Annotated in this window: 24 protein-coding genes and 1 pseudogene; 10 read left to right on the plus strand and 15 right to left on the minus strand. The window is 64.4% G+C overall.

The genetic code is table 11. The features are described from left to right. Positions 1-23: 23 nt before the first annotated feature. From O0882_RS16220 to O0882_RS16235, 4 genes are read right to left on the minus strand one after another with little or no spacing between them, the layout of a single operon-like run. Entirely contained in the window at positions 24-1,001 is a 978-nt protein-coding gene (locus O0882_RS16220; RefSeq protein WP_289949560.1) for a fumarylacetoacetate hydrolase family protein, read from the minus strand. Continuing rightward, positions 998-1,594, minus strand: a complete 597-nt coding sequence (locus tag O0882_RS16225) for a VOC family protein (protein ID WP_289949563.1) — start codon at positions 1,592-1,594, stop codon at positions 998-1,000. The genes O0882_RS16220 and O0882_RS16225 overlap by 4 nt, the downstream gene beginning before the upstream one ends. Before the next feature lie 31 nt (positions 1,595-1,625). Then, entirely contained in the window at positions 1,626-3,509 is a 1,884-nt protein-coding gene (locus O0882_RS16230; protein WP_289949565.1) for an FAD-dependent monooxygenase, read from the minus strand. A gap of 10 nt (positions 3,510-3,519) precedes the next feature. After that, positions 3,520-5,364 (minus strand): FAD-dependent monooxygenase, encoded by a 1,845-nt coding sequence (locus tag O0882_RS16235; protein ID WP_289949566.1) that lies wholly within the window; start codon positions 5,362-5,364, stop codon positions 3,520-3,522. 221 nt (positions 5,365-5,585) lie between these two features. Here O0882_RS16235 and O0882_RS16240 point away from each other — a divergent pair, with 221 nt between their 5' ends. Then, on the plus strand, positions 5,586-6,293 hold the full coding sequence (locus O0882_RS16240) for a TetR/AcrR family transcriptional regulator (RefSeq protein WP_289949568.1): 708 nt from the start codon (positions 5,586-5,588) through the stop codon (positions 6,291-6,293). A 6-nt stretch (positions 6,294-6,299) separates the two neighbouring features. On the opposite strand, the gene O0882_RS16245 is transcribed toward O0882_RS16240, so the two are convergent. The 6 genes from O0882_RS16245 to O0882_RS16270 all read right to left on the minus strand — a co-directional run bounded on the left by O0882_RS16245 (position 6,300) and on the right by O0882_RS16270 (position 9,793). Next, complete coding sequence (locus O0882_RS16245; protein ID WP_289949570.1) at positions 6,300-6,488, minus strand: hypothetical protein; 189 nt, start codon at positions 6,486-6,488, stop codon at positions 6,300-6,302. Beyond that, positions 6,481-6,858 (minus strand): DUF2750 domain-containing protein, encoded by a 378-nt coding sequence (locus tag O0882_RS16250; RefSeq protein ID WP_289949571.1) that lies wholly within the window; start codon positions 6,856-6,858, stop codon positions 6,481-6,483. Before O0882_RS16250 ends, O0882_RS16245 begins: the two co-directional genes overlap by 8 nt. Continuing rightward, complete coding sequence (locus O0882_RS16255; RefSeq protein ID WP_289949573.1) at positions 6,848-7,129, minus strand: hypothetical protein; 282 nt, start codon at positions 7,127-7,129, stop codon at positions 6,848-6,850. Before O0882_RS16255 ends, O0882_RS16250 begins: the two co-directional genes overlap by 11 nt. 1 nt (position 7,130) lies before the next feature. Further along, entirely contained in the window at positions 7,131-7,520 is a 390-nt protein-coding gene (locus O0882_RS16260; RefSeq protein WP_289949574.1) for an Imm1 family immunity protein, read from the minus strand. Further along, positions 7,517-9,157 (minus strand): sulfate permease, encoded by a 1,641-nt coding sequence (gene sulP / locus O0882_RS16265; RefSeq protein ID WP_289949575.1) that lies wholly within the window; start codon positions 9,155-9,157, stop codon positions 7,517-7,519. The genes O0882_RS16260 and sulP overlap by 4 nt, the downstream gene beginning before the upstream one ends. 66 nt (positions 9,158-9,223) lie before the next feature. Beyond that, positions 9,224-9,793: a TetR/AcrR family transcriptional regulator gene (locus O0882_RS16270; protein WP_289949577.1), complete on the minus strand. Its 570-nt coding sequence runs from the start codon at positions 9,791-9,793 to the stop codon at positions 9,224-9,226. 125 nt (positions 9,794-9,918) lie between these two features. Between O0882_RS16270 and O0882_RS16275 the strand changes: the two genes are divergently transcribed. The 3 genes from O0882_RS16275 to O0882_RS16285 all read left to right on the plus strand — a co-directional run bounded on the left by O0882_RS16275 (position 9,919) and on the right by O0882_RS16285 (position 14,191). Beyond that, positions 9,919-10,905: an SDR family oxidoreductase gene (locus O0882_RS16275; protein ID WP_289949581.1), complete on the plus strand. Its 987-nt coding sequence runs from the start codon at positions 9,919-9,921 to the stop codon at positions 10,903-10,905. A gap of 3 nt (positions 10,906-10,908) precedes the next feature. Continuing rightward, entirely contained in the window at positions 10,909-11,757 is an 849-nt protein-coding gene (locus tag O0882_RS16280) for a Ku protein (protein ID WP_289949583.1), read from the plus strand. Positions 11,758-11,878: 121 nt separating this feature from the next. Next, on the plus strand, positions 11,879-14,191 hold the full coding sequence (locus tag O0882_RS16285) for a PAS domain S-box protein (RefSeq protein WP_289949584.1): 2,313 nt from the start codon (positions 11,879-11,881) through the stop codon (positions 14,189-14,191). Here the strand turns inward: O0882_RS16285 and ligD are convergent. Further along, positions 14,175-15,065, minus strand: a pseudogene (gene ligD, locus O0882_RS16290) (non-homologous end-joining DNA ligase); the annotation flags it as partial. The gene O0882_RS16285 and the pseudogene ligD sit on opposite strands and share 17 nt — an antisense overlap. A 373-nt stretch (positions 15,066-15,438) precedes the next feature. Here ligD and O0882_RS16295 point away from each other — a divergent pair. Further along, on the plus strand, positions 15,439-15,756 hold the full coding sequence (locus O0882_RS16295) for a hypothetical protein (RefSeq protein ID WP_289949586.1): 318 nt from the start codon (positions 15,439-15,441) through the stop codon (positions 15,754-15,756). A 74-nt stretch (positions 15,757-15,830) separates the two neighbouring features. Here the strand turns inward: O0882_RS16295 and O0882_RS16300 are convergent, their stop codons facing one another. Both O0882_RS16300 and O0882_RS16305 read right to left on the minus strand, forming a co-directional pair. Further along, a complete protein-coding gene (locus O0882_RS16300) occupies positions 15,831-16,562 on the minus strand; it encodes a LytTR family DNA-binding domain-containing protein (RefSeq protein WP_289949591.1) in 732 nt (243 codons plus the stop codon). Next, positions 16,562-17,857, minus strand: coding sequence for a histidine kinase (locus tag O0882_RS16305; protein WP_289949592.1), 1,296 nt, complete (start codon positions 17,855-17,857; stop codon positions 16,562-16,564). Before O0882_RS16305 ends, O0882_RS16300 begins: the two co-directional genes overlap by 1 nt. 253 nt (positions 17,858-18,110) lie before the next feature. Between O0882_RS16305 and O0882_RS16310 the strand changes: the two genes are divergently transcribed. The 5 genes from O0882_RS16310 (at position 18,111) to O0882_RS16330 (ending at position 20,831) form a co-directional block, all read left to right on the plus strand. Continuing rightward, on the plus strand, positions 18,111-18,452 hold the full coding sequence (locus O0882_RS16310; protein WP_289949594.1) for a hypothetical protein: 342 nt from the start codon (positions 18,111-18,113) through the stop codon (positions 18,450-18,452). Between the two features lie 38 nt (positions 18,453-18,490). Next, positions 18,491-18,829 carry a hypothetical protein gene (locus O0882_RS16315; RefSeq protein ID WP_289949595.1) on the plus strand — a complete coding sequence of 113 codons (339 nt, stop codon included), beginning with the start codon at positions 18,491-18,493 and terminating at the stop codon, positions 18,827-18,829. A 201-nt stretch (positions 18,830-19,030) separates the two neighbouring features. Continuing rightward, entirely contained in the window at positions 19,031-20,050 is a 1,020-nt protein-coding gene (locus O0882_RS16320) for a serine hydrolase (RefSeq protein ID WP_289949596.1), read from the plus strand. A 115-nt stretch (positions 20,051-20,165) separates the two neighbouring features. Beyond that, positions 20,166-20,525, plus strand: coding sequence for a hypothetical protein (locus O0882_RS16325; protein WP_289949599.1), 360 nt, complete (start codon positions 20,166-20,168; stop codon positions 20,523-20,525). Between the two features lie 42 nt (positions 20,526-20,567). Next, a complete protein-coding gene (locus O0882_RS16330; RefSeq protein WP_289949601.1) occupies positions 20,568-20,831 on the plus strand; it encodes a hypothetical protein in 264 nt (87 codons plus the stop codon). Between the two features lie 180 nt (positions 20,832-21,011). On the opposite strand, the gene O0882_RS16335 is transcribed toward O0882_RS16330, so the two are convergent. Next, positions 21,012-22,457 carry an efflux transporter outer membrane subunit gene (locus tag O0882_RS16335; protein WP_289949853.1) on the minus strand — a complete coding sequence of 482 codons (1,446 nt, stop codon included), beginning with the start codon at positions 22,455-22,457 and terminating at the stop codon, positions 21,012-21,014. A gap of 44 nt (positions 22,458-22,501) precedes the next feature. Then, on the minus strand, positions 22,502-25,702 hold the full coding sequence (locus tag O0882_RS16340; RefSeq protein WP_289949602.1) for an efflux RND transporter permease subunit: 3,201 nt from the start codon (positions 25,700-25,702) through the stop codon (positions 22,502-22,504). Positions 25,703-25,704: the final 2 nt, after the last annotated feature.

Consider the following 25,704-nt stretch of genomic DNA (forward strand, 5'->3'; position numbering starts at 1 on the left):
CACTCTTTTTGAAACGCCTGCGCTTATTGCCCTCCTTCCTGCTTGCCGCCGATGAGGTTCGTCAGCGAACCCAGGCCCTCGATCGCCACCTCGACCCGGTCGCCGGCCGCCAGGAAGCGCCATTGTTCGATGCCCGCACAGTTGGGCACGCAGCCCGTGGCCAGCAATTCGCCCGCCTGCAAGGTCTCGTTCCATGACGCGTACTCGACGATGCGTTCTATCCTGTGGCTCATCGAGGCCGTCGTGCCGCTGCCCCGCAATTCGCCGTTCACGCTGACCGTCACCTGCAGCGCGTGCGGGTCGGCGATGTCGTCGCGCGTCACCAGCCAGGCCCCCAGGCTGTTGCTGCCATCGAAATCCTTGCCCTTGGCCGGTCCCGCGCTGGGCCGTGAACCCATCTCCTTCATCAATTGCGAGCGTTCGGAAAAATCGTTGAAGATCAGGTAGCCGAACACATGCCGCATCGCCTGGCCGGCCGCGATATTCTTGCCGCCACGACCGATGACCACGCCCAGTTCCGCCTCGTAGTCGAGCATGGGACCGGACGATGGCGGCGCGATCGTGTCGCCCGGGCCGGACAGGTTCAGGCGCACGCCCTTGTAGTACGCGGGCGCGGCATAAAAAGACGGCGGAATCTTGAACAGGGCGCGCAGCAGCAGGGACGCCAGCGGATTTTTCTTGCGCTTGAGTATCTGGTCGAAGGCGTTCTTCAGATGCTGGGCATAGGCGCTGAAACAGCGGATTTGCGGCGGCTGCAAGGGCAGCTCCAGCATGACGGCATGCACGGCGTGGATGTGCGCGCTGACGGATGCTCCGGCCAGCCGCCCCAGGCTGGCCCGAATCGCGGGCAAGGTGGCCGCCTCGTGTTCGATGATCGCCAGCAGGCTGGCGAAGCGCGCATCGGACGCATGCAGGGCCGTGAGGTCGAGCAGGCAGCCCCCATCGAGCGCCACGCCCGCATGGCGCTCGATGCCCGGCGCGGAAAAGGTGCACAGCCTCATGGCAGCGTGACGAAACGGCGGCTGACGACATTGCCCGCGCCGAGCAAGACCTGCTCCGCCTCGCCCTGCCGGTGCCGCTCCAGCAGGTAGTCGGGGTCAAATTCCACGCCGATGGCGTTCTTTTCAAACGCCCCCGAGTGAAACCACACGTCGAGTTCTTCCTGGCTGGAGAAATTATCCACCTGCAGTTCCACCTGCACGCCGTCCGGATCGCGGAAATACATCGACGTCGTCGGCCCGTGGTTGATGCACCAGACGGGCGTAATGTCGATCTTCTTCAGGCGCTCGTAGGTGTGCAGCAGGTCGTCGAGCGAGGCGTAGGTGAACGCCACATGATCGAGACCCGTGCTTTCGCGCCGTTTCGAACTGAAATTGGCCGTATTGATCAGGGCCAGGCGGTGGTGCTCCTCGTCATACGAGAGGAAGCACAGCAGCTCGTTGCGGAACATGATGCGCGCGCCCAGCACGATGGCCCACCAGTCGATGGTTGCCTCGAAATGGCGCGAGGCCAGCACGATGTGCGCGAGCTTGGCCGGCTGGCGCGCCTGCGGGTCGGGACAGGGAATCGGGAATTGCTGCATGGTATGGCTCATGGTGTCTCCTTGGTGGGGTCTGTCCTGCGCATCAGGATTGGTAATTGTTGTGGGAAAACAGGGTGGCAAAGACGTCCGCCAGTGTCTGCGCGGGCGCGGCGCAGCGGCGGCGGCTGCGCCACACCACCACGCCGTCGCCGCGCACCAGCAGCGCGCCGTCCGGCTCCATTTCCAGCGCCTGCGCGAAGGCTGGCGCGGCAAGGCGGAACTGGGCCGCGTCGCTGTCGTCGATGCAGGGACAGGCGATGCGTATGCCCCATTGCGCATTGACGGCATCGAGTGCGGCCAGCCATGCGGCCCGTTGCGAGGCCTGTACCAGCAGGGTCAGCGGATGCTGGCGCGCCAGGTCGCGCGTGGACAGGTCGCTGCCGCGCTGCCCGCTCCATGCGTGGGGAATCAGGCCGCCGGGACTGGTGGTGGGCCAGTACTCGGTATGTTCATTCGGCGAACGGGGATGCGGATGCGGCTCGCGGCAGACAAAACCGCAGGACAGCGCGTGGCCCAGGTCCATGCCCAGCGTGACAAACACTTCGCGCTGCCGGTCGATGGCGCGCCGCACGCGGGCGCGCAATGCGGCGCCATCGTCCGACACCTCGGCCAGCCTGGCCAGCGGTTTCAGGCCGCCCGCCAGCAAGCCGCCGACCAGCTTGCGCGCCAGCGCGCGCGGCAACAGGCGCACGGGGGCCGATGCCGACAGCGCGGCCAGCTTGCCCAGTCCCGCGGGATCGAGCCCCGCCGCGCCCATCACCTGGTCCGACAGGCCGGACAATTCGCGCGTGCGGCGCGCATGGTCGTCGATGCTCTGCTGGCGCTCCCTGACATAACTGTCCAGCAAGACGTCGCGCAAGGCGGCCGCATCGCCGGCGCGCAGCAGCAGCGCCAGGCGCCAGGCCAGGCTGGCCGCATCCTGGATGCCGTGGTTCATGCCGAAGCCGCCGATGGCGGAAAAACCAGCCGCCGCGTCGCCGATCAGCAGCGCGCGGCCGCGCCGCAGCGTCGCCGCGCGGCGCAATTCCATGCTCCACGGCCGCACCGACATCAGTTCCACCGGCACCCCGGCGTCGCCGATGGCCGCGCGCACCATGGCCAGCGCCTGCGCGTCGCCGATGTCGGCCGCCGTCAGCTGCGGCGGCAGCACGGCGCAGCTGAGCACCCATTCGCTGTCGTCGGCCGTGTGCGCGGACAGCGCGCCGGCCACGTCGGCGTTGAGTATCCAGTACAGGGGACTGGGCCGGGCCGACGTCAGGTGCGCCAGATTTGCCCGGAAATGTATCTGCGCCACCGCTTGCAAGGGCGTCGTCGCCGAAGCGATGCCCAGCGCCTCGCGCGTGGCGCTGGCCGCGCCATCGGCGCCGATCACGTAGCGCGCCGCGCGCCGGCTCGTCGTGCCGCTGGCGCAGTGCAGCAGGGTCAGCGTGGCCGCTTGCGCGTCCTGCGACAGCGCGACCAGCGCATGCCCGGGCAACAATTCGATCAGCGGCTGCGCCAGCACTTGCGCGCGCAGGATGGGATCGGCCACGTTCTGCGACAGGTGCAAGGGTCGGCACGGGCTGCATGCCAGCAAGGCCGCCGTGTGGCCGGGATCGCCGAGCGGCACGCAGCGGCCCAGGTCCACGCCGGCCAGCGACGTGCACCAGGTGATGTAGCGCAGCTTGAGCGGCGGCGCGCTCGCTTCCCGAAAATCGTCCGCCAGATCCGGCGCGATCGAACGCAGCACTTCCATCGAGCGTATCGACCAGACGTTGCCGCGCGGGTGCGGGTCCGCTTGCGTGCCGCGCTCCACCAGCACGCTGCGGATGCCATATTGGGCCAGCAGCAGCGCCAGCACGGAGCCGGCCGTGCCGGCGCCGACGATGGCGACAGGCGCCGTTTCGCCGCCGCGCGCGCGGTGGCTATCTGTTTGAGTTGAAATCACGGCGATACCTTCAGTGAAGAGCGGCCGCCCGGGCGGGCAAACCAAGATGGAACAGGCTGGCAAAGATGCCGATCACCTCATCGGCTTGCGGCAGGTCCGCGTGAGCATGGCGCCAGGCGATATGGCCGTCCGGACGCACGAGGAACAGGCCGTCCGGCTGCCGCTGGTTGAAGCCGGCCAGGCGGCTGGCCTCGTCCGGATGAACGAGCGCGTCGAGATCGGCCCCATGCAGCGCCACGCCCAGCGCGGCGGCGACCTGGCGCGCCAGGGCATGCACGGCCCCGGCGTGGCGCCCCATGCCCGCCAATACGAAGCGTTCACCGCCCAGCAGGCTGTGCGACGACAGCTTCACGCCGGCGGGCGCCGCCAGATGGAAATGGGGAAAGCGCGCGCCAGGGTAGAACGATGGCAGGTGCTCCAGCACCGGATCGCCGGCCTGCGGCGCGCGGCTGCCGTCGCCGCGCACGGCAGCGCTGCGATACAGGTAGCCCAGGTCCAGTCCTATCGTATTGAAATGGGCGAACTGATTTTCCGCCGCCTGCTGCACCCGCCGTCTTTGCAATGCATGGGGGCCGCCGGCCGCCAGTTGCACCTTGTCCGTACGCGCCTCGATGGGGGCCACCAGCAGCCGCTTGACGCCGCTGCGCACGGCGCGCGGCAGGATCCGCGCCGCCAGGCTGGCGCGCAGCCTGGCCAGACGCGGCAAATGGTCCATATTCAAGCCCAGCGCATCGCTCACTTCGCGCATCTTGTGGTGGTTCACCGTGCTGGCCTGGCCATTGGCCAGCGCCACCGGTCGCCGCTCCTCTTCATAGGTTTGCAGCAGCGCCTGCCCCGCCTTGCCCTGGATGACCAGGGCCAGCTTCCAGGCCAGGTTGTGCGCGTCGGCCGCGCCCGTGTTCAGGCCCAGGCCACCCGTGGGCGGGAAGCGGTGCGCCGCATCGCCGACGAGGAAAGCCCGGCCTTGGGCGTAGCGTTGCGCCGTGTGCGACTGCATGGTCCAGCTGGACGTGGACGTGACGCGCAGCGGCATGGCGTCGTCGCCCAGCGCGGCGCGCACGATGCGCTCGCAGCGCTCGACGGGATAGTCGCGCGGCGATTCGCAGGCGGGGAAATACGGCGTCATGAACACCGAATAGCGGGCCGCGTCGTGCACGATGAAGGTGCCGGGACTGCGGGCCGACATGATCCAGAACAGGATCGATGGCCGGTCTTGCACCAGATGGCGGATATCGCCCTCGAAATTGATGGTGATCAAATTGGCCAGGTCCGTCTGCCCCTCCATCGCGATGCCGCACTCGCGCCGCACGCGGCTGCCGGCGCCATCGGCCGCGATGATCCAGTCGCTGCGCACGCGGTACTCCTTGCCCGTGGCGCCATCCTTCAGGCGCGAGATGGCGTGATCCTCGCCGTGCTGCGCGCCCAGCCAGGTGTGGCCGAAGGCCGTGCGGCACGGCACGCGCCGCGACAGGTGCTGGAAGAGCAGGCGCTCCAGCTGGTGCTGCGGGATATTGCGCGTGATCTTGCCGCTGGAGCGCGCCAGCTTCGCCGCATATGCGGGGCCGCCGATATCGATGCTGGCCAGGTCGCCACCGGCCAGGGTGCGGCGCCACGTCACATGGCTGGCGCCATCCGCGTGCGTGGCGATACCGGCCAGCTCGTCGTCGCCGATGCCGATTTCCGCGAGGATTTCCAGCGTGCGGCTGTTGATGACATGGGCTTGCGGCGCCAGGTGCAGATCGTCCCGCTGCTCCACGATCAAGGATGCGATGCCCCGGTCCGCCAGCAAGGCGGCCATGAGCATGCCTATGGGGCCGGCGCCCACGATGAGCACCGGTACGTCTGTTTCATGCATGTCTGCCTCCTGTCATGACGGTCGGTCCGCCACGTCAATTTATATAAGTATCAGCACAGCTTATATAGTTATAAGTTTGAAGTCAACAGCAATTCCACGGCACGCATCGGACGCCGGCGTGCGGCGCGCGCGCCGTATAATGGCGCGCAAGCGGCAGCGTTGCGGCTGCGCGACAGGATGAAATGGAATCCGGGCAGAACAGCCCGGTGGCGTGACCTTGAATGAAAAAGATGACAGCAGACGACAAGCAATCCACACAAGCCGGCCCCGCCTGGAGAGCCACGCTGTTCAATGCCGACATGCCGCCGGCAGCGGCACCGGAAGCGAATGGCAAGCAAAGGCTGATACAGGCGGCCGAGATCGAGTTTTCGCAGAAAGGCTATGAAGGCGCGTCCGTGCTGTCGATCGCGCAGCGGGCCGGCGTCAAGCAGCCGCTGTTGAATTACCATTTCGGCAGCAAGGAGGGCTTGTGGCGCGCCGTCGTGGCGGGCGCGTATGCGGAAGCGGAAGAGTTTTCCCGCACGGTGGACCAGACGCTGGCGTCGGCCGACCCGCTGACGCACTTGAAAGCGCAGCTGAAGACCTTTGCCGTGATCAATGTGCTGCACCCGGCCGCGCATGCGCTGGTCTTCAAGGAAGTGGCCCAGGGCGGTCCCAGACTGGACTGGATCATCGCCACCTACATGAAGCCCTTCCACGCGCGGCTCGACGCGCTGATCCTCGAATGCCAGGAACAGGGGCTGCTCAAGCGCTATCCCGTCGAGTATGGCAGCATCATGATGACCGGCATGCTGACCTCCGTGCAATCGTCGATGAACCTGCTCAAGGGCATCTACGGCATCGACACGATGACGGCGCAGCAGGCGGAATTGCACGCCGATCAGCTGATCGACGCCCTCTTCGACGGCGTCGCGCTGCGTGCGGCCTAGCTTGGCCTAGTTCTCGCCCTGGCCAGCAGGGCCGGCATCGGCTTGCGATTGCGCCAGACACAGCTCCAGCCTGGCGATCAGCGCGCGCACTTCGTCGTCGCCCAGGTCCAGCGGATCGCCGTGCGCGCCGACGGCGATCAGGCAAATGGCCGAGCCGTCGTACCAGGCGTCCAGGCGTTCTTCCTGATTATTCATATTGTCTGGCTTCCTCTCGCAGGTCGGCAAGCAGATCGGCAGGCGCCGCGACGCTGGCGCTGCCTTGCGGCACGGGAAAGACGAACGCCAGTTGGTGATTCTCCGCCATGCCGGGCAGCCATTTATTCAGAAAATCGTCGAGCGCGATGGCGCGCGGTTGGAAATATTCCCAGTCGCCGCTGGTGCACGCTTGCGCAAAGGCCGCTTCCGGCCAGAACGGGATGGCGACCTTGCCGTAGACTTGCGCCGTGGCCCAGCCTGCATGGTACAAGCCCCACACTTCTTGCGTATCAGCTACCTTGCGCACAAAATAGGCATGGCGTTCGGCCGTTGGCAGCCCCGCCACCTGCTTGAACTTTTCAGGATGCACGGTTTTCCCCCACCCCGTCCCATACCCGCAGCTGCGGCGTGCACCAGCCCGTCACCATGTCGAGGGCGTCCAGTATCACGTCCTCCAGCGGGCCGTCCTGTGTGGCGGGACGCAGGTCCTGCAGCAAGGCGGCCACCTGCGCCGCCGTCACGCCGCTGGCGTGGTAGCGCAGCAAGATCGCGCGTAGCGTCAATAAACCTGCCCTGGCGTCCAGCGCGGCCAGCAAGTCCCGGTCGATGTCGGCGAGGATGGTTTGCGTGGTTTGCAGCATCTCAATCCGCCTCCCACGCGATGCTGGCCGGCTGCGCGCCGCCTGTCCTGAAAAACGCGACAAAGGCACGCTGGCAATGTTCCACCTCCACGCACCAGGCTTCCGGATACTCGTCCACCTGGCCATTGGCCAGCAGATAGCTGCAAACGCCGTCTGCCTCCTCATCGCCCAGCGAGTGAAAACTCAGGTCATCCTGCCCCGACAGATACATCAGCCAGGCGTTGCCACCATTGCGCAGCATGCACAGGGCCGGGCCCTGTGCCGCATCGGTCGCCAGGGTCAGCCACAGCTCGCACTGCGCCAGAGCGCGCGCTTGCTGCAGCGCCTGTTCCAGCGCAAGGAGGCTATCCATCACATGCGCCTCGCCATGCAGATTCAGTTCCATCGTCATGCATGTTCTCCACTTAAATCAGCCGTCGCCAGCGCCGTGCTCAGGTACAGCTTGCCGCTCAGGTCTTGCAACAGGCTGCTCTGGCGCAGGCGGTCCATCACGGGGCCCTTCACTTCGGCCAGGTTCAGGCTGATGCCGCGCTTGGCCAGCGCGCTGTTGAGCTCGATCAAGCCCAGCAAGGCCGTGCTGTCGATCTGGTTGACGGCCGACAGCACCAGCACCAGGTGGCGCGCCGTCGGGTGTCCCCGCAATTCGTCTTCCACGCGCTCGGTGACGGCTTCCACATTGCCGAAAAACAGCCCCGCATCGATGCGCAGCAGCAAGACGTCTGGTAACGTTTGCGCCTCGTAGCGTTCCACGTTGCGGAAGTGCTCGCTATTCGGGATGCGTCCCAGCACGGCGATGTGCGGACGGCTGGCGCGCCAGATCAGGGTGCCCATCGACAGCAGCACGCCGATTACCACGCCCGCTTCCACGCCCAGCACCAGCACGCCGGCCGTGGTCGCCAGCAGGGCCAGCGCATCGCTGCGGTCATAGCGCCACGACAGTTTCAGGGTGTCCCAGTCCAGCAGACTGCTGACGGCAAAGATGATGGTGGCCGCCAGGACCGGCAGCGGCAGCAGGGCCAGCCAGCCCGTGGGCGCCACCAGCGCCAGCGCCAGCAAGCCCGCCGTGATGATGCTGGCCAGCGGCGTGTTGGCACCCGCCTGGAAATTGACGGCCGAGCGCGAGATGGAACCGGTGACGGGAAAGCCCCCCGACAGCGCGCTGGCCACGTTGGCCGCGCCCAGGCCCAGCAGTTCGCGGTTCGTATGCAGCTTTTCACCGCGTTTTTGCGCCAGGGTCTGGGCGGCGGACATGCTCATCAAAAAGATGATGAAGGCGATCAGCAGCGCCGGCGACAGCAAGGTGCGCCAATGGGCGCCGGAGGTGGCCAGGTTCAGGCCCGGCAAGCCGCTGGGCACGTGGCCCGTCGTCTGCACGCCCATCGCTTCCAGGCCGCCATAGGCGACGAGCGCGATGCCGGCCAGCACCAGCGCCATCGGCGCCAGGCGCGCGCCCACGTCGGCCGCCACCGGGTTCAAGCCACAGCGCTGCAGCAGGCGCGACGCGTAACGCTTGGCCAGCCACAGGAACAGCAGGCCGGACAGCCCGAGGACCAGGCTGGGTGCATGCCAGTGGGGAATGCTGGCGCCCAGCAAGGGCGTGATCTGGCCCCAGATGATCAGGATCGCCGCGCCATTGCTGAAGCCGCTGATCACGGGACGCGATAAAAAGCTGGCCATGAAGCCCAGGCGCAGCACGCCGCACAGCAGCAGGACCAGGCCGCTGATGAAGGCCAGCTGGGCGGCCAGGACGATATACAGGGAGGAGCCTGGGTCGGCCAGCGGCGCCAGCGCGGCGGCCGTCATCAGCGAGACGATGGCCATGGGGCCCACCGATTGCGTCATGCTGCTGCCGAACAAGGCGTACAACACGGGCGGCAGAATGCTGGCATAGATGCCCACCACGGGCGGCAAGCCGGCCACCAGCGCGTAGGCCATGCCCTGCGGCACCATCATCATGGCGACGACGATACCGGCGGTGATGTCTCCGGCCAACAGAGGACGCCGGTATTGCCTGAGCCAGAGCAGCATGAATGATCCCGAAATCTGAAAACCGAAGCCTATCATGCGACGCGGCCGGCTGACAGGGGGATATGTTCAGTCTGGCAGCAATTGCGCCTTCACGGCCTCGAGGATTTCCGCCGACAGGGCCTCGTCATCGACGGAACGGGCCAGCACCATGGCGCCCACCATGGCGGCAAACGTGGCGATCGCCTGCTGGCGCCGTGCTTCCGGTGCGCCATCGGGCAGCAAGCCTTCCAGCAGCGCGAACTGCTGCCGCGTGGCTTGCGTAAACGCGGGACGCGCGCCGGGCGACATGCGCGCCGCATCGACGCCCATGGCCGCCGCCGGACAGCCGCCGCCCGGCTGGTCGCGGTGCCTGGTGGTCAGATAGTTCTCGATAATGGCCGGCAGCGCCCGCTGCGGGTCGCTGGCGACCTTCGCCCGCCAGCCTTCCAGCGACTTGTTCAAGGCATGCTGGCACGCCTCGATCATCAAGTCTTCCTTGGACGCGAAATGACCATAGAAGCCGCCATGCGTGAGGCCCGCGTTCTTCATCAGGTCGGCCACGCCGATGCCGTCGTAACCCTTCTCGCGGAACAATCTGGCCGCCACGTCCACGATGCGCTCGCGGTTCAGCGCCGCCTGTTCCCTGCTCACTTTCATGCCGCCTCCACTATGATGTCAATCATCATCTAATTTTACACCCGTTTGCGCCACTCTGTTAGCAAGCGCACCGTTCGATGCCGGTGCCGCGCCGATACTGGAGTTTCGTTTCCACGGAGGCCAGCATGAACGAGAACAAGGACCAGTCCGCCGGTAACTTGCAGCGCAGCATACAGCAGGAGCAGGATCAGGAAGACAAGCAGCACGATGCCGCCAAGTCCGGCAAGGAAAGCGAGTCACCCGTGCAGACGGGCAGCCGCAACCAGCCTGCCCCGCCCTTGCCCGCCCAGCACCTGATCAAGCCCGGCAGCGAAGCGCAGATGTCATTGAAGCCCCGCTTCCTGGCGCCCGACTACTGCGGCAGCGGCAAGCTGGCCGGCATGGTGGCCATCATCACGGGCGGCGATTCGGGCATCGGCCGCGCCGTGGCCGTGCTGTACGCGCGCGAAGGGGCCGATGTCGTCATCATTTACCTGAACGAACACGCGGACGCCAACGAAACGAAGCGCTATGTGGAAGCGGAAGGCCAGAGCTGCCTGTTGATTCCCGGCGACGTGCGCGAGCAGGGCTTTTGCCAGCAAGCCGTCAACCAGGTGCTGGAACGGTTCACGCACATCGACATACTGGTCAACAACGCCGCCTTCCAGGAACACGCCGAATCCTTGCTGGACCTGAGCGAGGAACGCTTCGACCTCAGCATGAAAACCAATGTCTACGGCTACTTTCACATGGCCAAGGCCGTGTTGCCCCATCTGCAGCGCGGTGCATCCATCATCAACACGGGGTCCGTGACGGGTTTGCATGGTTCCAGGCACTTGCTCGATTATTCCACCACCAAGGGCGCCATCCATGCGTTTACCATGGCGCTGGCCGGCAACCTGCTCGACAAAGGCATCCGCGTCAACGCCATCGCACCGGGGCCCGTCTGGACGCCGCTCAATCCGGCCGACAAGTCGCCCGAGGACATCGCAAAATTCGGCGCCGACACGGACATGCGCCGCCCGGCCCAGCCCGAGGAACTGTCGCCCGCCTACGTCTTCCTGGCCTCGCCCGCCTGTTCCAGCTACATCACGGGCATCATCCTGCCCGTCACCGGCAGCGTGGGGAACTAGGCCATGGCGCGCGCATTGTGGAAAGGCGCCATCAGCTACGGCCTCGTGCACATCCCCGTCGAGCTGATTTCAGCCAGCCTCGACCATGAACTGGATTTATCCATGCTGGACCGGCGCGACTTCGCGCCCATCGGCTACAAGCGCTACAACAAGCGCACGGGCAAGGAAGTCGAATGGGACGACATCATCAAGGGCTATGAATACAAGACGGATGAGTACGTGGTGCTGTCCGAAGAAGACTTGAAACAGGCGAATGTGAATGCCACGCAAACCATCGCCATCGACACCTTTGTCGATGCGGTCGAGGTGCCGCTGACCTTTTATGCGCACCCGTATTATTTGCTGCCCGCCAAGGGCGGCGAGAAAGTCTATGCGCTGCTGCGCGAAACCTTGCGCAAGGCCGATAAAGTGGCTATCGCCAGCGTAGTCATGCGCACCAAGCAGCACTTGTGCGCGCTCGTCTGCGTCGGTGACGCCATCGTGCTCAACACCCTGCGCTACGCCGATGAGCTGCGCCCCACGGATGACCTGGACTTGCCCGGCAGTACCCTGAAGGCGGCGGGTATTACCGACAAGGAACTCAAGATGGCCCTGTCGCTGGTGGAGGGCATGAGCGAAACGTGGCAACCCGGGCAATACCACGACAGCTATCGCGAAGACGTGCTGGCGCTGGTCAAGAAGAAAATCAAGGCGAAACAAACCAAGACCATCACCGCGCCCGCGCCCGAGCCGGAAGCAGAGCACGGCAGCAATGTGATCGACCTGGTCGCCCTGCTGCAGCAAAGTCTGGGCAAGAAGGCGCCCGCCGTGCCCGCCCGCAAACCGCCTCCAGCCAGGCGCAAGAAGGCCTGATGCCCATCCCGGCCAGCGAAAATAGGCAACCATATAAATGCATTGACTTTGATCAAGCTTCTCGCTAGCGTATGCACACAGCCTGCCGTCCGGCAAGCCCTGTCATACGTGCGGGAAAACAATGGATGCCGAGTTAGATCAGCTTATCCTCAGCGGCGCCCCTGGCGGCGTCGTCATCACGAATGAAGAGCATGTCGTCGTGCGCTGGACGATCGGCGCGCAGCGCATCTTCGGCTATGCCAGCGACGAGGCACTGGGCCGCACGCTGTGGGAACTGATCTCGCTGCCGGGACAGGCCGAAGCGGCCCCGCTGATCGCCGAGACACTGGCGCTGCAGGGCAGCTATGACCGCGAATCGCTGCGGCGGCGCAAGGATGGCGAACTCATCTACGTCGATGTGGCCTGCCAGGCCGCACGCGCCACGCCGGATGCCCCCTGCTACCTGATTTCCACCATGAAGGACACGACCTTGCTGAAGGCGGCGCGCGACGCCCAGTTTGTCGACGTGCGCTACCGGGTGCTGTTCGAATCGACGCCGGACAGCGTCATCATGGTCAACGCCACGGGCGCCATCGTGCTGGCCAATCAGCAGGCGCAGCGCCTGTTCGGCTATGCGGAAGGAGAATTGAGCGGCAGGCAAATCGATAGCCTGTTGCCGCAACGCCTGCGCCACGCGCACGTGGGGCACCGCGCGCGCTATTTCGACCAGCCCCGTACGCGCACCATGGGCGCCGACCTGGAATTGCTGGGTTTACGCAAGGACAATGTCGAATTCCCCGTCGAAATCAGCCTCTCGCCCATCCAGACGGAGATCGGCACCTTCGTCATCAGCGCCATCCGCGACGTCAGCGACCGGCGCCGGGCCGAGCAAAAATTTCGCGGCTTGCTCGAATCGGCGCCGGACGCCATCGTCATCGTCAATGGCGATGGCGAGATCGTGCTCGTCAACTCGCAAACGGAACGCCTGTTCGGCTATTCGCGCGCGGAGCTGCTGGGACGCAATGTAGAAGTGCTGATCCCGGCCCGCTACGCGCATGATCATCCGCAACACCGGCAAGCCTTTTCCACGGCGCCGCGCGCCCGCTCCATGGGCGCAGGCCTGGAACTGTATGGCTTGCGCCGTGACGGCACCGAATTTCCCGTCGAAATCAGCCTGTCGCCGCTGGAAACGGAAGAAGGCGTGCTGGTGTCGTCCGCCATCCGCGACATCACGGAGCGCAAGCGCATCGAACACACGCTCAATGAGCAGAAAATCGAACTGGAGCGGGCCAGCCAGGCAAAGGACCGCTTTCTCACCAGCATGTCGCACGAATTGCGCACACCGCTCAATGCCATCCTTGGCTTTGCCCAGTTGCTGGCCAACGAATCGCTGCCCGCGACCGTGCTGCAAAAGCGCACCTTCGTGCAAAATATCGTCACCTCGGGCCGCCACCTGCTCACCTTGATCAATGAAATCCTCGACCTGGCGAAGATCGAGTCAGGCAGCCTGAGCCTGTCGATCGAGGCGGTGGCGCTGCCCGCGCTGATCGAGGAAGTGCGCGTGATGGTGGAAGAACAGGCGCAGCAGCGCCAGCTCGAGATGGTCTTTTCGGTCTGCGCGCCGCTGACCGTCAGGGCCGACCATACGCGCCTCAAGCAAGTGCTGCTGAACCTGCTGTCGAACGCCATCAAGTACAACCGCACGGCCGGCAAGGTGGAGCTGGAAATCTCGCAACCCGCCGCGCAGCGCGTGCGCATCGCCATCCGCGACACGGGCAAGGGCCTGGACGACGCGCAGATGGCCGAACTGTTCCAGCCGTTTAACCGGCTGGGCCAGGAGGCGGGCAGCGAGGAAGGCACGGGCATCGGCCTGGTCGTCACCAAGCGCCTGATCGAGCTGATGGGCGGCGCCATGGGCGTGCACAGCTGCGTCGGCGTGGGCAGCGTCTTCTGGATCGAACTCGACACCATGGCCGCGCCGCCCGCCAGGATGCCGCTGGACACGCAGGGGCTGGTCGAACCTGCTGGCGACGCCGCCGACGATGCCGACGGCCAGGCCCTGCTGCTGTACGTGGAAGACAATCCGGCCAGCCTGCGCCTGGTGGAAGACATCATCAGCTTCCTGCCCCATCTGCGCATGATCTCGGCCACCGACGCGCGCCATGGCATTGCGCTGGCACTGGAGCGCCGCCCCGATGTGATCTTGATGGATATCAACCTGCCCGGCATGAATGGCAACCAGGCGCAGCGCATCCTGCGCAACGATCCGCGCACGGCGCACATCCCCGTCATCGCGCTGACGGCCAATGCCATGAAGGGCGACATCCACCACGGCCTGGCCGCGGGCTTTTTCCGCTACCTGACCAAACCCGTCGAGATTCCCCAGCTCAACGCTGCCATCGACGAAGCCCTGCAACTGGCGCGCGCCAGCCTGCCGCTCAGGCCGCCGCAGTAAAACCCAGTTTCTGCATGGCCCCATCGATGCCCCTGGCGCTGCGCGCATAGCCAGCCCAGGGTGCATTGCCCACGTCGAGACGGCTGTGGACGTTGCTCACCGTCCATTGATCGCCCGCCTTCAGCTTGTCGAGCTCTTCCCAGGCCAGCGGTACGGAAATGCCCAGCCCGGAGCGCGTGCGGGCCGACCACGCGCACACGGTGGTGGCGCCTCGTCCATTACGCAAATAATCGATGAAGATCTTGCCGACGCGGTTGGCGGGACCGCTCTTGACGACAAAACGCGCCGGTATCTGCTGCGCCATGTGCGCCACGATGGCTTGCGAAAACGCCTTGACCGTGTCCCAGTCGTATTTCGGGCGGATCGGCACCACCACGTGCAAGCCCTTGCCGCCGCTGGTTTTCAGCCAGGCGGGCAGCCCCAGCTCCGTCAGGAAGGCGCGCAGCAGCACGGCCGCTTCGCGAATGGCGGGCCAGGCCACGCCCTTGCCCGGGTCCAGGTCGAACACCAGACGGTTCGGCGTATCGTAGGCGCTGGCCAGCGCGTTTTGCGTGTGAAACTCCACCACATTCCACTGCGCCGCCGACAACAAGCCCTGTACGCTGGCCACTTCCAGCATGGCGGTATGCTCGGGATCGAGGCCGGGATCGAGCTGTTTGACACCGGGCATGGTTGCGGTATCGGCATGCTTCTGGAAAAACAGCTCGCCGCCCACGCCGGCCGGCGCGCGCACCAGCGACACGGGCCGGCCCCGCAAATGCACGAGCATCAGCTTGCCCACCAGCGCGTAATAGCGCACCAGATCGATCTTGCGCGCGCCGCTGTCCTGGTCGATCACCCGGTCCGCATGGCTGACCTTGAAACTGGCCGGCAAGACGCTGTCGGGCATGGATTTGCTTGGCATCGGTTTCTCCTGTTGATCCGCTGTGCCCGCTTGCGCACGGTGGCGTCCGGTTTTTTGCCCGTGTCCTCGCCGCCTGCCGGCGCAATTGCGCCTGGCTTGACAGGGTTTCAGGGCGGCTTTCATGGCGGACTCATGCGGTGATGATGGCATCGAGTCCAGGCCGCGCGGTACGCCCGCTAACAGAGTGCGTCGATGCGCGCAGGCCTGGCTGCAAGGCGGTCACACGGCAAGTGTAAGTATTTGTAATGGCGTGTCAACGCAATTGCCGCACGGCGCGTTTTTGGCTCAGTGACAGGGGAAATGCATCTCCTGAACTACAACCCACTTCTCGAGGAACTGCACCATGAAAAAAGTAATCGCTACTCTGATCGCCGGCTTGTTCGCTACCGCAGCCTTTGCTCAAACCCCAGCACCAGCAGCGCCGGCCAAGGCCGAAGCCAAGCACACCAAGGAAGTGGCCAAAGCAGAAGCAAAAGAAACCAAGGCCGTCGTGAAAGCCGATGCGAAAGAAGCCGTCGTCGCCGCCGATGCGAAAGCCGATGTCGCCAGCGCCAAGGCCGACGCCAGCGCCACCAAGGCGAAAGCCCATAAAAAAGCGAAAAAAGCCAAAGCCAAGGCTGACGAAGCCAAAACTGAAGCGACCGCAGCAGCAGCCAAATAATCAGTACCGCGCGTTTTTTGCGCCACACAAAAAGACAGCTTCGGCTGTCTTTTTGTGCATGGGCAGCGCTGTCGCTACATCTGCCGGAACTGGCGCGCAAACGCTTCACTGACAGAGAGTGAGCCATGTCCGCCCTTCAGACGGATATACATCGCCGTACCGTCTTTGTCGATGCGTTCGATCGCATGCAGGTTGACGATGCTGCTGCGATGGATCTGCACAAACTGCGCCGGGTCCAGTTGCTCCAGCAATTCCTTCAGGCTCAGACGGATCAAGCTTGCGCCGCCAGCGCTGGCCACGCGCGTGTATTTTCCTTCGGATTGGAAAAAATCGATCTCGCTCACCAGCAGCAGGCGCAAGGTATTGCCGGCCGACGCCTTGATCCATTTCAGGTAGGACGGCGGCGCAAACACTTGCTGCCACACGGCGGCCGGCGGCGGCGCTGCCGCCACGCCGCGCGCCTGCAAGCGCCGTATCATCTGCAGCAGCCGCGCCGTCGCCAGCGGTTTAACCAGATAATCAACAGCCCCCGCATCGAACGCCGACAGCGCGTATTCCGCATACGCGGTAACAAAAACCACCTGGCAGCGGGCGGGCAGATGCTGTGCCACCTCCAGGCCATTCAAGCCTGGCATCTGTATATCGAGAAAAACGATGTCCGGCTGCTGCTCCGTGATCAAGGCCAGGGCCGCGATACCGTCGCCTGCCTCGCCCGCAATCTGCAAGGATGGCCACAGCAACTGCAACTGGTCGCGCAGCTCCGCGCGCAGCAGCGGCTCATCTTCAACGATCAAGGCGCGCGGCATCAGATAGCTCCTGACGAAACCGGCAAGCGCACGATGGCCGTCACTCCGCGCGGTTGTGCCTGCAGCACCTGCAGCGTGGCCGCATCGCCATACAATAATGCCAGCCGGGCGTGGATATTCGACAGCCCCACTCCATGGCCATGTCCCGTGCTACCACCCAGACCAGCGCCGTCATCATGGACAGTCACTTCCAGCGTGCCACTTTGCAGCACGGCGCCAATACGCAGCGAACCTGGATGCGGCAATCCCTGCAATCCATGCCGCAGCGCATTCTCCACCAGCGAAATGAGCATGGCCGGCGGCATCGGCAAGGCGCGCAGACCTTCCGGCACGTCGATGAAAAAGCGCAGACGCTGGCCCATGCGTATCTGCATGAGCGACAGGTAGGCGCGCGCCAAATCGATTTCGCGCCCCAGGGTCGACGATATCGAGCGCATGTCGGGCAAGGCATTCTGCAGATAGCCGATCAGATGGTCGAGCATCTCCAGTGCCGCGGACGTGTCCGTGCGCATCAGGTATTTCAAATTGGCCAGGGTATTGAACAGGAAATGCGGCTCCACTTGCGCCTGCAGGGCAGACAGGCGTGCCTGCAAAGCTTCGCGTTCGGCCGCCTGTTCGCGCAACACGGCATCCTGAGCACGCCGACGCCGCGCAAGGCTGGCTTGCAATTGTGTTGTTACCGCTTCCACGGCGCGCAATGCGCTACCGGTCTGCATGCACAGGCATTGCGCACTCAGGATGCGCCGCACGCGGATGCGCACGCCTTGCCCTTCTTCGGCACATAGGCGCACCTCCGTGGCGCCGAACATAAAAAATGGGCGCGATCGTCCCAGCACGATGATGCGTTTGAACGGATCGTGCGCAAAGGCCGGCGGCCCCGCCAGACCTAGCGCCTGGCCCGTGGCCAGACCGGAAAGCGCTTCCGCGCACAGGTCGAAACTGGTGAAGATATCGAAGGGTGAGGCCAGCTCGCGCGAGACGCGGGCCGAGATCAGCTCCTTGCTGAGGGTAACGCCTTCTTCGCTGAACTTGCGCAACTGCTGAAGCACCATGGAACGGGCGCCGATCGCAGGTAACAGCAGCATGTAAACACCACTCACCAGTTGCACCCAGCTGACCGTTCCGCCTTTCGGCAAGTACCTCAACAACAGCATCATCATCACCATTACTGGCGCCAGCGGCAACAGTATTGCGCCGTAAAAACGCAGCAGGGTCTGCCGCATGTACAGGCGTACCAGGCGCGGATCGTGGAGTACGGGCGGCGCGGCAAAGGAAAGGAAAGAAGGCTTGGACATGGCAGGCGTGTGAGTGAACTTATCGTCATTCTAGCGCCCATCTCCCGGCACCAGGGAGGCATGCGACGGGCGGGCGCCGGTACGGCATGAAGTCCCCTCTACGGAGCATCAGTGCCACCTGCATGGATCGGAGTGTAAGCGATTGTAAGGTCCGTCAACGCAAGCGTTCGGGGGCGCGTTTTATGCTCAGTGACACGGGAATCATCCCGGCACCAACAGACATACCAGACAAACCACCACTGAGGACTGCACCATGAAAAAACGCATTTTCAACCTGAGCGCTACCCTGATCGCCGGCCTGTTCGCTACCGCTGCCTTTGCTCAAACGCCAGCAGCTCCTGCCACCCCGGCAGCCTCGGTTCCTGCGAAAGTGGAAGCGGCCCACACCAAAGCCGTCGTGAAAGCCGATGCCAAAGAAGCGAAAGCCGTCGTCGCCGCCAAGACGGAAGTGGCCAGCGCCAAAACGGAAGCAACTGCCACCAAAACCAAGGCGCATCACAAAGCCAAGCACACCAAGGCCAAGGCCGATGCAAAACTGGCTTCGGCCAGCGCTGCAGCACCTGCACCTGCTCCAGCACCAGCAGCAGCCAAGTAATCGACACACCATCACTTACCACTTGCCAGGAAAATAAAATGAAAAAAGTTATCGCCACCCTCGTCGCCAGCCTGTTCGCTACCGCAGCCTTCGCTCAAACCCCTGCCGCCCCGGCAGCCTCGGCTCCGGCCAAGGCGGAAGCGGCCCACACGAAAGCCGTGGCCAAGGCTGAAGCCAAGGAAACCAAGGCTGTCGTGAAAGCCGACGCGAAAGAAGCGGTTGTCGCCGCCGATGCGAAAGCCGATGTCGCCAGCGCCAAGGCCGATGCCAAAGCCACCAAGGCCAAGGCCCATCACAAGGCCAGCAAAGCCAAAGTGAAAGCGGATGCAGCGAAAGCGGCAGAAACCGTTCCGGCAACGCCAGCATCAGCGAAGTAATCGCGAACACAGCCACGGGAGCGCGTCCGCCGGGTCTGCGCTAGCGTGGCCTCTTCGCCTGCACTACCAGGGACAGCTTCGGCTGTCCTTTTTGCATGGCGCTCGTTCATGCAAACTTCATCGAACAGGCCAGCTTGCGCGCGACAAAACGACGCACATGAGGGACACTGGCACTCCGACGATTGCCACGAAGCCCAGCCCATGCGCCACCTGCCCTTGCTCCTGATTGCCGCCCTGTGCCTGCCTTGCGCCGCCAGCGCGCAAGACACCCCCGCCACCCTGGAGCAAGCCCTGCAAGCCCAGGACGGCGACAGCCATGGCGACTTGCGCGCAGTCGTCGTGCTGCGCGATGGCGCCATCGTCGCCGAACGCTATTACAACGGCGAGACGGCCGACACCCTGCACGACATCCGTTCGGCCGGCAAGAGCATCACCGCGCTGCTGGTGGGCGCCGCCGTGGCACGGGGCCAGCTGGCGACAACAAAAACCGTGGGCGAGTACTGGCCCGAAGTAACTGGCAGCCCGGCCGGCAAGGTCGCCCTCGACGACTTGCTGACCATGCGTTCGGGCCTGGCGGCCTTTGATGAAGACGAACAGTCGCCGGGCAATGAAGACAAGCTCGATGCCGCGCCCGATCCCGCCGCCTTCGTGCGCGGCGTGCCGGCAGCAACAAAGCCGGGCAGCATCTACCGTTACAACTCGCTGGGTTCCTACATCGCGGGGAGAGTGGTGGAAAACGCCAGCGGCGCCGACCTGGAAGACTACGCCGCCAAGGTGCTGTTCGCACCGCTGGGCATCACGCGCTGGAGCTGGGGCCGCGACGTGGCCAAGCACCCGAAAGGACAGGGCAATCTGTCGCTGCGCGCGCGCGACACGGCGAAGATTGGCCAGATGGTGCTCGACGACGGCGTGGTCGATGGCCGACGGGTGATCGATGCGGCATGGATCAAGACCGCGCTGGCACCGCGCGTGACCATCGGCGCCGTGGACCGCTACGCCGACAGCTATGGCTATTTCTGGTACGCGAAGACGCAGGACATCGGAGGACAAAAGATCGCCGTGCATTTCGCCTCGGGCAATGGCGGCAACAAGATCTATGTGATACCGGCGCGCCGCATGGTCGTCAGCATCGCATCGAGCGCGTATGGCAAGGGTTATGGACAGCGCCGTTCGGAAGACATCCTCAAAGCCATCCTGAAGGCGGATGCAACGCAGATGTAAGCGTTTGTAATGAGCGTCAACGCAAGCGTCCGGGGGCGCGTTTTATGCTCAGTGACACGGGAATCATCCCGCCACCAACAGACATACCAGACAAACCACCACCGAGGACTGCACCATGAAAAAAGCAATTGTTACCCTGATCGCCGGCCTGTTCGCAACCGCAGCCTTCGCCCAAACCCCGGCAGCTCCGGCAGCGCATGCTACCGCAGCAGCCTCGGTGCCCGCCAAAGTGGAAGCGGCCCATACCAAGGCCGTCGTGAAAGCGGACGCCAAGGAAGCGCAAACGGTCGTCAAAGCGGATGCGAAAGAAGCGAAAGCCGTCGTCGCCGCGAAAACGGACGTCGCCAGCGCCAAAGCGGAAGCGGCCACCACGAAAGCCAAGGCGCACCACAAGGCCAAGAAAACCAAAGCCAAGGCTGACGAAAAGCTGGCATCGGCCACCGCCGCTGCACCAGCCCCAGCACCAGCCAAGTAATTCCGACACACCTGACTGACCACATATACCAAGGATCTTAAAATGAAAAAAGTTATCGCCACCCTGATCGCCAGCCTGTTCGCCACCGCCGCTTTCGCCCAGACGCCAGCCGTCGCGCCAGTCGCACCAGTGGCACCGATTCCTGTCGTCGCCCCAGTCGTCAAGGCCGAAGCGCCGGCCGCCGCCGTCAAGCCTGCGACGCACAAGAAAGCCAAGCATCACAAGGCGAAAAAAGCGGCAGCGGCAACGCCAGCAGCTCCGGCCGCACCAGCAGCTTCCGCACCGGCAGCAGCGCCAGCCAAGTAATCGCGCCCGCGCAAGCCAAAAAGACAGGGTTTTCCCTGTCTTTTTTTCGTCCGCTTTTTCGTGTATTTATTTCGGCATCAGCACCGGGTGAAAAAAACGGCGCCATGCAAGCGCACGACGCCGTTCTCGATAGGCATCCCTTGCCGCGGGCCGGACACTCCAGCCCGCGGTGCCGGGAAACTAGTTGGCCGCGACCTGCGGCTCCGTTTCGCCCCAGCCGCCGCCCAGCGCGCGGATCAGCGCCACGGTGGTGACGGCGCGGTTGCCGCGCAATTGCACGGCATTGCGCTCGATGGCCGCCAGGTTGCGCTGCGCGTCGAGCAAATCGAGGTAGCTGGAACGGCCCGCGTCGTACAGCTTTTGCGCCAGGTCGGCCGAACGGCGCGCCGAAACGACGGCTTCGTCGATCTGCTGCGTCTGGCCCGACAGGATGCGCAAGCCGGCCAGGTTGTCTTCCACCTCGGCGAAGGCCACCAGCACGCTCTGGCGATACGTCGCCACCGACTCTTCCAGCTGCGCTTCGCTGCGGCTCACGGCCGCCTTGTTGCGGCCACCGTCGATGATCGGCATCGACATCAGGGCGCCCAGCAGCCAGGAGCGGCTGCTCCACTTGAAGATGTCCGAGAAGGTATCGGACGCGCCGCCGCCGGACGCATTCAGGGTCAGGGCCGGGAACATGGCCGATTTCGCCACACCGATGCGCGCATTCGACGCTTCCATGGTGCGCTGCGCCGACGCGATGTCGGGACGGCGCTCCAGCAGGGACGACGGCATGCCGGCCGGGATCACGGGCAGGAAGCCGCTGTCTTGCAGCGGGTTGACGCTCGCAGTGAAACTGGCGGCCGGTTTGCCCAGCAGGACGGCCAGCGCATGCTCGCCGGTGGCGCGCTGGCGCTGCAGGCCGATGGCCTCGGCGCGCGTCGTCGACAGCTCCGTGCGGGCACGCGACAAATCGAATTCGCCGATGTCGCCCAGGTCATAGCGGCGCTGGTTCACATGCACGCTTTCCTCGCGCAGGCGCACCGTCTGGGCCAATGTCGCCAGTTCGGCATCCGTGGCGCGCAGCTGGAAGTAGGTTTGCGCCACGTCGGCCTGCAGCGACAACAGCACGGAACGGTAAGTCGCTTCCACGGCCAGCGCATCGCTGCGCGAGGCGCTGACGTTCGATGCCACGCGGCCGAACAAATCGACTTCGTAGCTGGCCGTCAGGCTGGCCTGGTAGACATTGGTCGCCGCCACCGGCGCGCCGTTCGGCAAGCCGAGCGACACGGCGGAAGCGCGGTTGCGCTGGCCGCCCACGTTGACGCCCACTTGCGGGATGCGGTCCGCTTCGGCGATGCCGGCAATCGCCCTCGCCTGCTTGACGCGGGCGGCGGCCACGGCCAGGTTGGCATTCGCCTGCGTGGCCTCATTAATCAGACTGGTCAGGGCCGGATCATTGAATGCCAGCCACCATTCGCCGCGCGCCTGGCGCTCGGCGGGCACGCCCTGCTTCCAGCGCGTGCCATCGGCCGCCGTCTGCACGGCCGGCAAGGTTTGCGCTTCCTTGAACGCCGTCGGCGTCTCGATCTGCGGCTGCTTGAACTCCGGCGCCGCGCAGGCGGCCAGCAGCACGGCGGCGGCCATGGCGCTCAAGACGGGCTTGACGCGCCCGATGATTTCCTTGGTTTTCAATATATATCTCCTTCCAGGTCCAGCACTGGCGCAGCGCTTGGCTTGGCGGCAGCGGCGGCTGGTTTTTTCTCAAAACGCTGCGCCAGGGTGCGCAGCAGTACGTAGAACACGGGCGTCAGGAACAGGCCGAAGAAGGTCACGCCCAGCATGCCGGCGAACACCGCCACGCCCATGGCATGGCGCATTTCCGAACCGGCGCCGTGCGAGAACACCAGGGGCACCACGCCCATGATGAAGGCGATCGACGTCATCAGAATCGGACGCAGGCGCAGGCGGCACGCTTCCAGCGCCGCTTGCACGACGCTGCGGCCATGCTCTTCCAGTTCGCGGGCAAATTCCACGATCAGGATCGCATTCTTCGACGCCAGCCCCACCAGCACGAACAGCGCGATCTGGGTGAACACATTGTTGTCGCCGCCGGTCAGTTTCACGCCAAGCAAGGCGCAAAGGATGGACATCGGCACGATCAGGATCACGGCCAGCGGCAGGGTCCAGCTTTCGTACTGGGCGGCCAGTACCAGGAACACCAGCAGCACGCACAGCGGGAAGACATAGATCATCGTATTGCCGGACAAGATGTCCTGATAAGTCAGCTCCGTCCATTCATACGAAATCCCCTGCGGCAGCACTTCCTTGGCGATGCGTTCCAGCGCCGCTTGCGCCTGGCCGCTCGATACGCCAGGGGCGGCGCCGCCGTTGAAATCGGCTGCGGCGTAAGCGTTATAGCGCTGAACGCGGTCAGGACCATAGCTATCCTTGACGCGCATCAGCGACGACAGCGGGATCATTTCGCCTTTGTTGCTACGCACCTTCAGCTGCGCGATATCCTGCGCATGCGAACGGAACGCCGCATCGGCCTGCACGCGCACCTGGTAGGTGCGGCCAAACTGGTTGAAGTCATTCACGTACAGCGAACCGAGGTTGATCTGCAAGGTCTGGTAGATGGTCGCCAGCGGCACGCCCATCTGCTTGGCCTTCACTCGGTCGACGTCGGCAAACAGCTGCGGCACGTTGATCTGGTAGCCCGAGAACACACCCGCCAGTTCCGGCGTCTGGTAGGCCTTGGCGGCCAGCGCCTGGGTGGCGTTGTACAGCGCGTCGTAACCGAGGTTGCCACGGTCTTCGATCATCATCTTGAAGCCGCCGATGGTACCGAGGCCGTTGACCGGCGGTGGCGGGAAGACCATGATGAAGGCGTCCTGAATACCGCCCAGGCGCTTGTTGATCTCGGCCGCGATGGCGCCGCCCGACAATTCCTTGGTAGTGCGTTCGTCGAACGGCTTCAGGGTAGCGAAGACGATGCCGGCGTTCGGCGCATTGGTGAAGTCGTTGATCGACAGGCCGGGGAAGGCGATCGTCGATTCGACGCCGGGCACCGATTTGATGACATCGGACATGCGGCGCACGACATCTTCCGTGCGGTCCAGCGAAGCGGCGTCGGGCAATTGCGCAAAGCCCACCAGGTACTGCTTGTCCTGCGCTGGCACGAAACCGGCCGGCACGGACTTGAAGGTGAAGATGGCGGCGACGACCAGCAGCGCATACACGCCAAGCGAGGCGCTCTTGCGGCCCAATACACCCTTCACGCCCGCTTCATAGCGGTGCGAAGCGCGGCCGAAGAAGCGGTTGAACCAGGCGAAGAAGCGGCCGAAGACCATGTCCATGCCGCGCGTCAGCGCATCCTTCGGCGCATCGTGCGGTTTCAACAGCGCGGCCGACAGGGCCGGCGCCAGGGTCAGCGAGCTGAAAGCGGAGATCACGGTCGAAATGGCGATGGTCAGCGCGAACTGGCGGTAGAACTCGCCCGACAGGCCCGGCACGAAGGCGATCGGCACGAACACGGCGCACAGCACCAGGGCGATGGCGACGATAGGACCGCTGACCTCTTTCATGGCCTGAATGGTGGCGTCGCGCGGCGAGAGGCCTTCCTCGATGTTGCGCTCGACGTTTTCCACCACCACGATGGCGTCATCGACGACGATACCGATGGCCAGCACGAGGCCGAACAGCGACAGCGTGTTGATCGAGAAGCCGAAGCCCAGCATCACGGCAAAGGTACCGACGATCGACACGGGAACGGCCAAGAGCGGAATAATCGAGGCGCGCCAGGTTTGCAGGAAGATGATCACCACCAGCACCACCAGGGCGATCGCTTCGAGCAGGGTATGGATCACCGCTTCGATGGACGAGCGCACGAACTGCGTGGGGTCGTACTCGATGCGGTATTCCACGCCTTGCGGAAAGTCTTTTTTCAGCTCTTCCATCTTGGAACGCACGTCGGAAGACAATTGCAGCGCGTTGGCGTTCGGCGCTTCGAAAATACCCATGCCGACGGCCGGATTATTGTTCAGCAGCGAACGCAGCGAGTAGCTGTTGGCGCCCATTTCCACGCGCGCCACGTCTTTCAGGTGCGTGATGGCGCCGTCGGCATTGGTGCGCACGATGATGGCGCCGAATTCCTCGGGCGTCTGCAGACGGCCCTGGGTATTGACGGTCAGCTGGAATTCCGAGTTCTTCGCTGGCGAGGCGCCGATCACGCCGGCAGCCACCTGCACGTTCTGCTCGCGGATGGCGTCGACGACGTCATTGGCCGTCATGCCGCGCGCCGCCACCTTTTGCGGGTCGAGCCAGATGCGCATGGCATAGTCGCCGGCGCCAAAGATCTGGATGTCGCCCATGCCGGGCAGACGGGCCAATTGGTCCTTGACGTTCAGCACCGCGTAGTTACGCAGGTACATGTCGTCATAGCGCTTGTTCGGCGAGACCAGGTGCACCACCATGGTCAGATTCGGCGACGATTTGACGGTCGTCACGCCGATCTGGCGCACTTCCTCGGGCAGGCGCGGCAAGGCGCGCTGCACGCGGTTCTGCACCTGCGTCTCGGCCTGCTCGACGTTGGTGCCGATCTTGAAGGTCACGGTCAACATCATCGAACCGTCGGACGTGTTTTGCGAGGACATATAAAGCATGTTCTCGACGCCGTTGATCTGCTCTTCGAGCGGCGCGGCGACGGTTTCGGCGATCACTTTCGGGTTGGCGCCCGGGTATTGCGCGCGCACCACCACGGATGGCGGCACGACGTCCGGATATTCGGAGATGGGCAGGCCGAATATCGACAGCAGCCCGGCCACGAATATGACGATCGACAGCACCGCCGCGAAAATCGGCTTGTCGATGAAAAAGCGGGAAAAATTCATGT

Source organism: Janthinobacterium sp. SUN073, assembly GCF_030397665.1.
GTDB lineage: Bacteria > Pseudomonadota > Gammaproteobacteria > Burkholderiales > Burkholderiaceae_D > Janthinobacterium.

What these genes read in the sequence shown, in the direction of transcription:
- O0882_RS16240 (WP_289949568.1), top strand. Translation starts at nt 5,586, where the DNA reads ATGAAAAAGATGACAGCAGACGACAAGCAATCCACACAAGCCGGCCCC.
- O0882_RS16300 (WP_289949591.1), bottom strand. Translation starts at nt 16,562, where the DNA reads ATGCCGCGCGCCTTGATCGTTGAAGATGAGCCGCTGCTGCGCGCGGAG.
- O0882_RS16315 (WP_289949595.1), top strand. Translation starts at nt 18,491, where the DNA reads ATGAAAAAAGTTATCGCCACCCTCGTCGCCAGCCTGTTCGCTACCGCA.
- O0882_RS16225 (WP_289949563.1), bottom strand. Translation starts at nt 1,594, where the DNA reads ATGAGCCATACCATGCAGCAATTCCCGATTCCCTGTCCCGACCCGCAG.
- O0882_RS16305 (WP_289949592.1), bottom strand. Translation starts at nt 17,857, where the DNA reads ATGTCCAAGCCTTCTTTCCTTTCCTTTGCCGCGCCGCCCGTACTCCAC.
- O0882_RS16340 (WP_289949602.1), bottom strand. Translation starts at nt 25,702, where the DNA reads ATGAATTTTTCCCGCTTTTTCATCGACAAGCCGATTTTCGCGGCGGTG.
- O0882_RS16330 (WP_289949601.1), top strand. Translation starts at nt 20,568, where the DNA reads ATGAAAAAAGTTATCGCCACCCTGATCGCCAGCCTGTTCGCCACCGCC.
- O0882_RS16275 (WP_289949581.1), top strand. Translation starts at nt 9,919, where the DNA reads ATGAACGAGAACAAGGACCAGTCCGCCGGTAACTTGCAGCGCAGCATA.
- O0882_RS16280 (WP_289949583.1), top strand. Translation starts at nt 10,909, where the DNA reads ATGGCGCGCGCATTGTGGAAAGGCGCCATCAGCTACGGCCTCGTGCAC.
- O0882_RS16320 (WP_289949596.1), top strand. Translation starts at nt 19,031, where the DNA reads ATGCGCCACCTGCCCTTGCTCCTGATTGCCGCCCTGTGCCTGCCTTGC.
- O0882_RS16295 (WP_289949586.1), top strand. Translation starts at nt 15,439, where the DNA reads ATGAAAAAAGTAATCGCTACTCTGATCGCCGGCTTGTTCGCTACCGCA.
- O0882_RS16285 (WP_289949584.1), top strand. Translation starts at nt 11,879, where the DNA reads ATGGATGCCGAGTTAGATCAGCTTATCCTCAGCGGCGCCCCTGGCGGC.
- O0882_RS16310 (WP_289949594.1), top strand. Translation starts at nt 18,111, where the DNA reads ATGAAAAAACGCATTTTCAACCTGAGCGCTACCCTGATCGCCGGCCTG.
- O0882_RS16255 (WP_289949573.1), bottom strand. Translation starts at nt 7,129, where the DNA reads ATGCTGCAAACCACGCAAACCATCCTCGCCGACATCGACCGGGACTTG.
- O0882_RS16245 (WP_289949570.1), bottom strand. Translation starts at nt 6,488, where the DNA reads ATGAATAATCAGGAAGAACGCCTGGACGCCTGGTACGACGGCTCGGCC.
- O0882_RS16220 (WP_289949560.1), bottom strand. Translation starts at nt 1,001, where the DNA reads ATGAGGCTGTGCACCTTTTCCGCGCCGGGCATCGAGCGCCATGCGGGC.
- O0882_RS16260 (WP_289949574.1), bottom strand. Translation starts at nt 7,520, where the DNA reads ATGACGATGGAACTGAATCTGCATGGCGAGGCGCATGTGATGGATAGC.
- O0882_RS16325 (WP_289949599.1), top strand. Translation starts at nt 20,166, where the DNA reads ATGAAAAAAGCAATTGTTACCCTGATCGCCGGCCTGTTCGCAACCGCA.
- O0882_RS16235 (WP_289949566.1), bottom strand. Translation starts at nt 5,364, where the DNA reads ATGCATGAAACAGACGTACCGGTGCTCATCGTGGGCGCCGGCCCCATA.
- O0882_RS16335 (WP_289949853.1), bottom strand. Translation starts at nt 22,457, where the DNA reads ATGGCCGCCGCCGTGCTGCTGGCCGCCTGCGCGGCGCCGGAGTTCAAG.
- sulP (WP_289949575.1), bottom strand. Translation starts at nt 9,157, where the DNA reads ATGCTGCTCTGGCTCAGGCAATACCGGCGTCCTCTGTTGGCCGGAGAC.
- O0882_RS16270 (WP_289949577.1), bottom strand. Translation starts at nt 9,793, where the DNA reads ATGAAAGTGAGCAGGGAACAGGCGGCGCTGAACCGCGAGCGCATCGTG.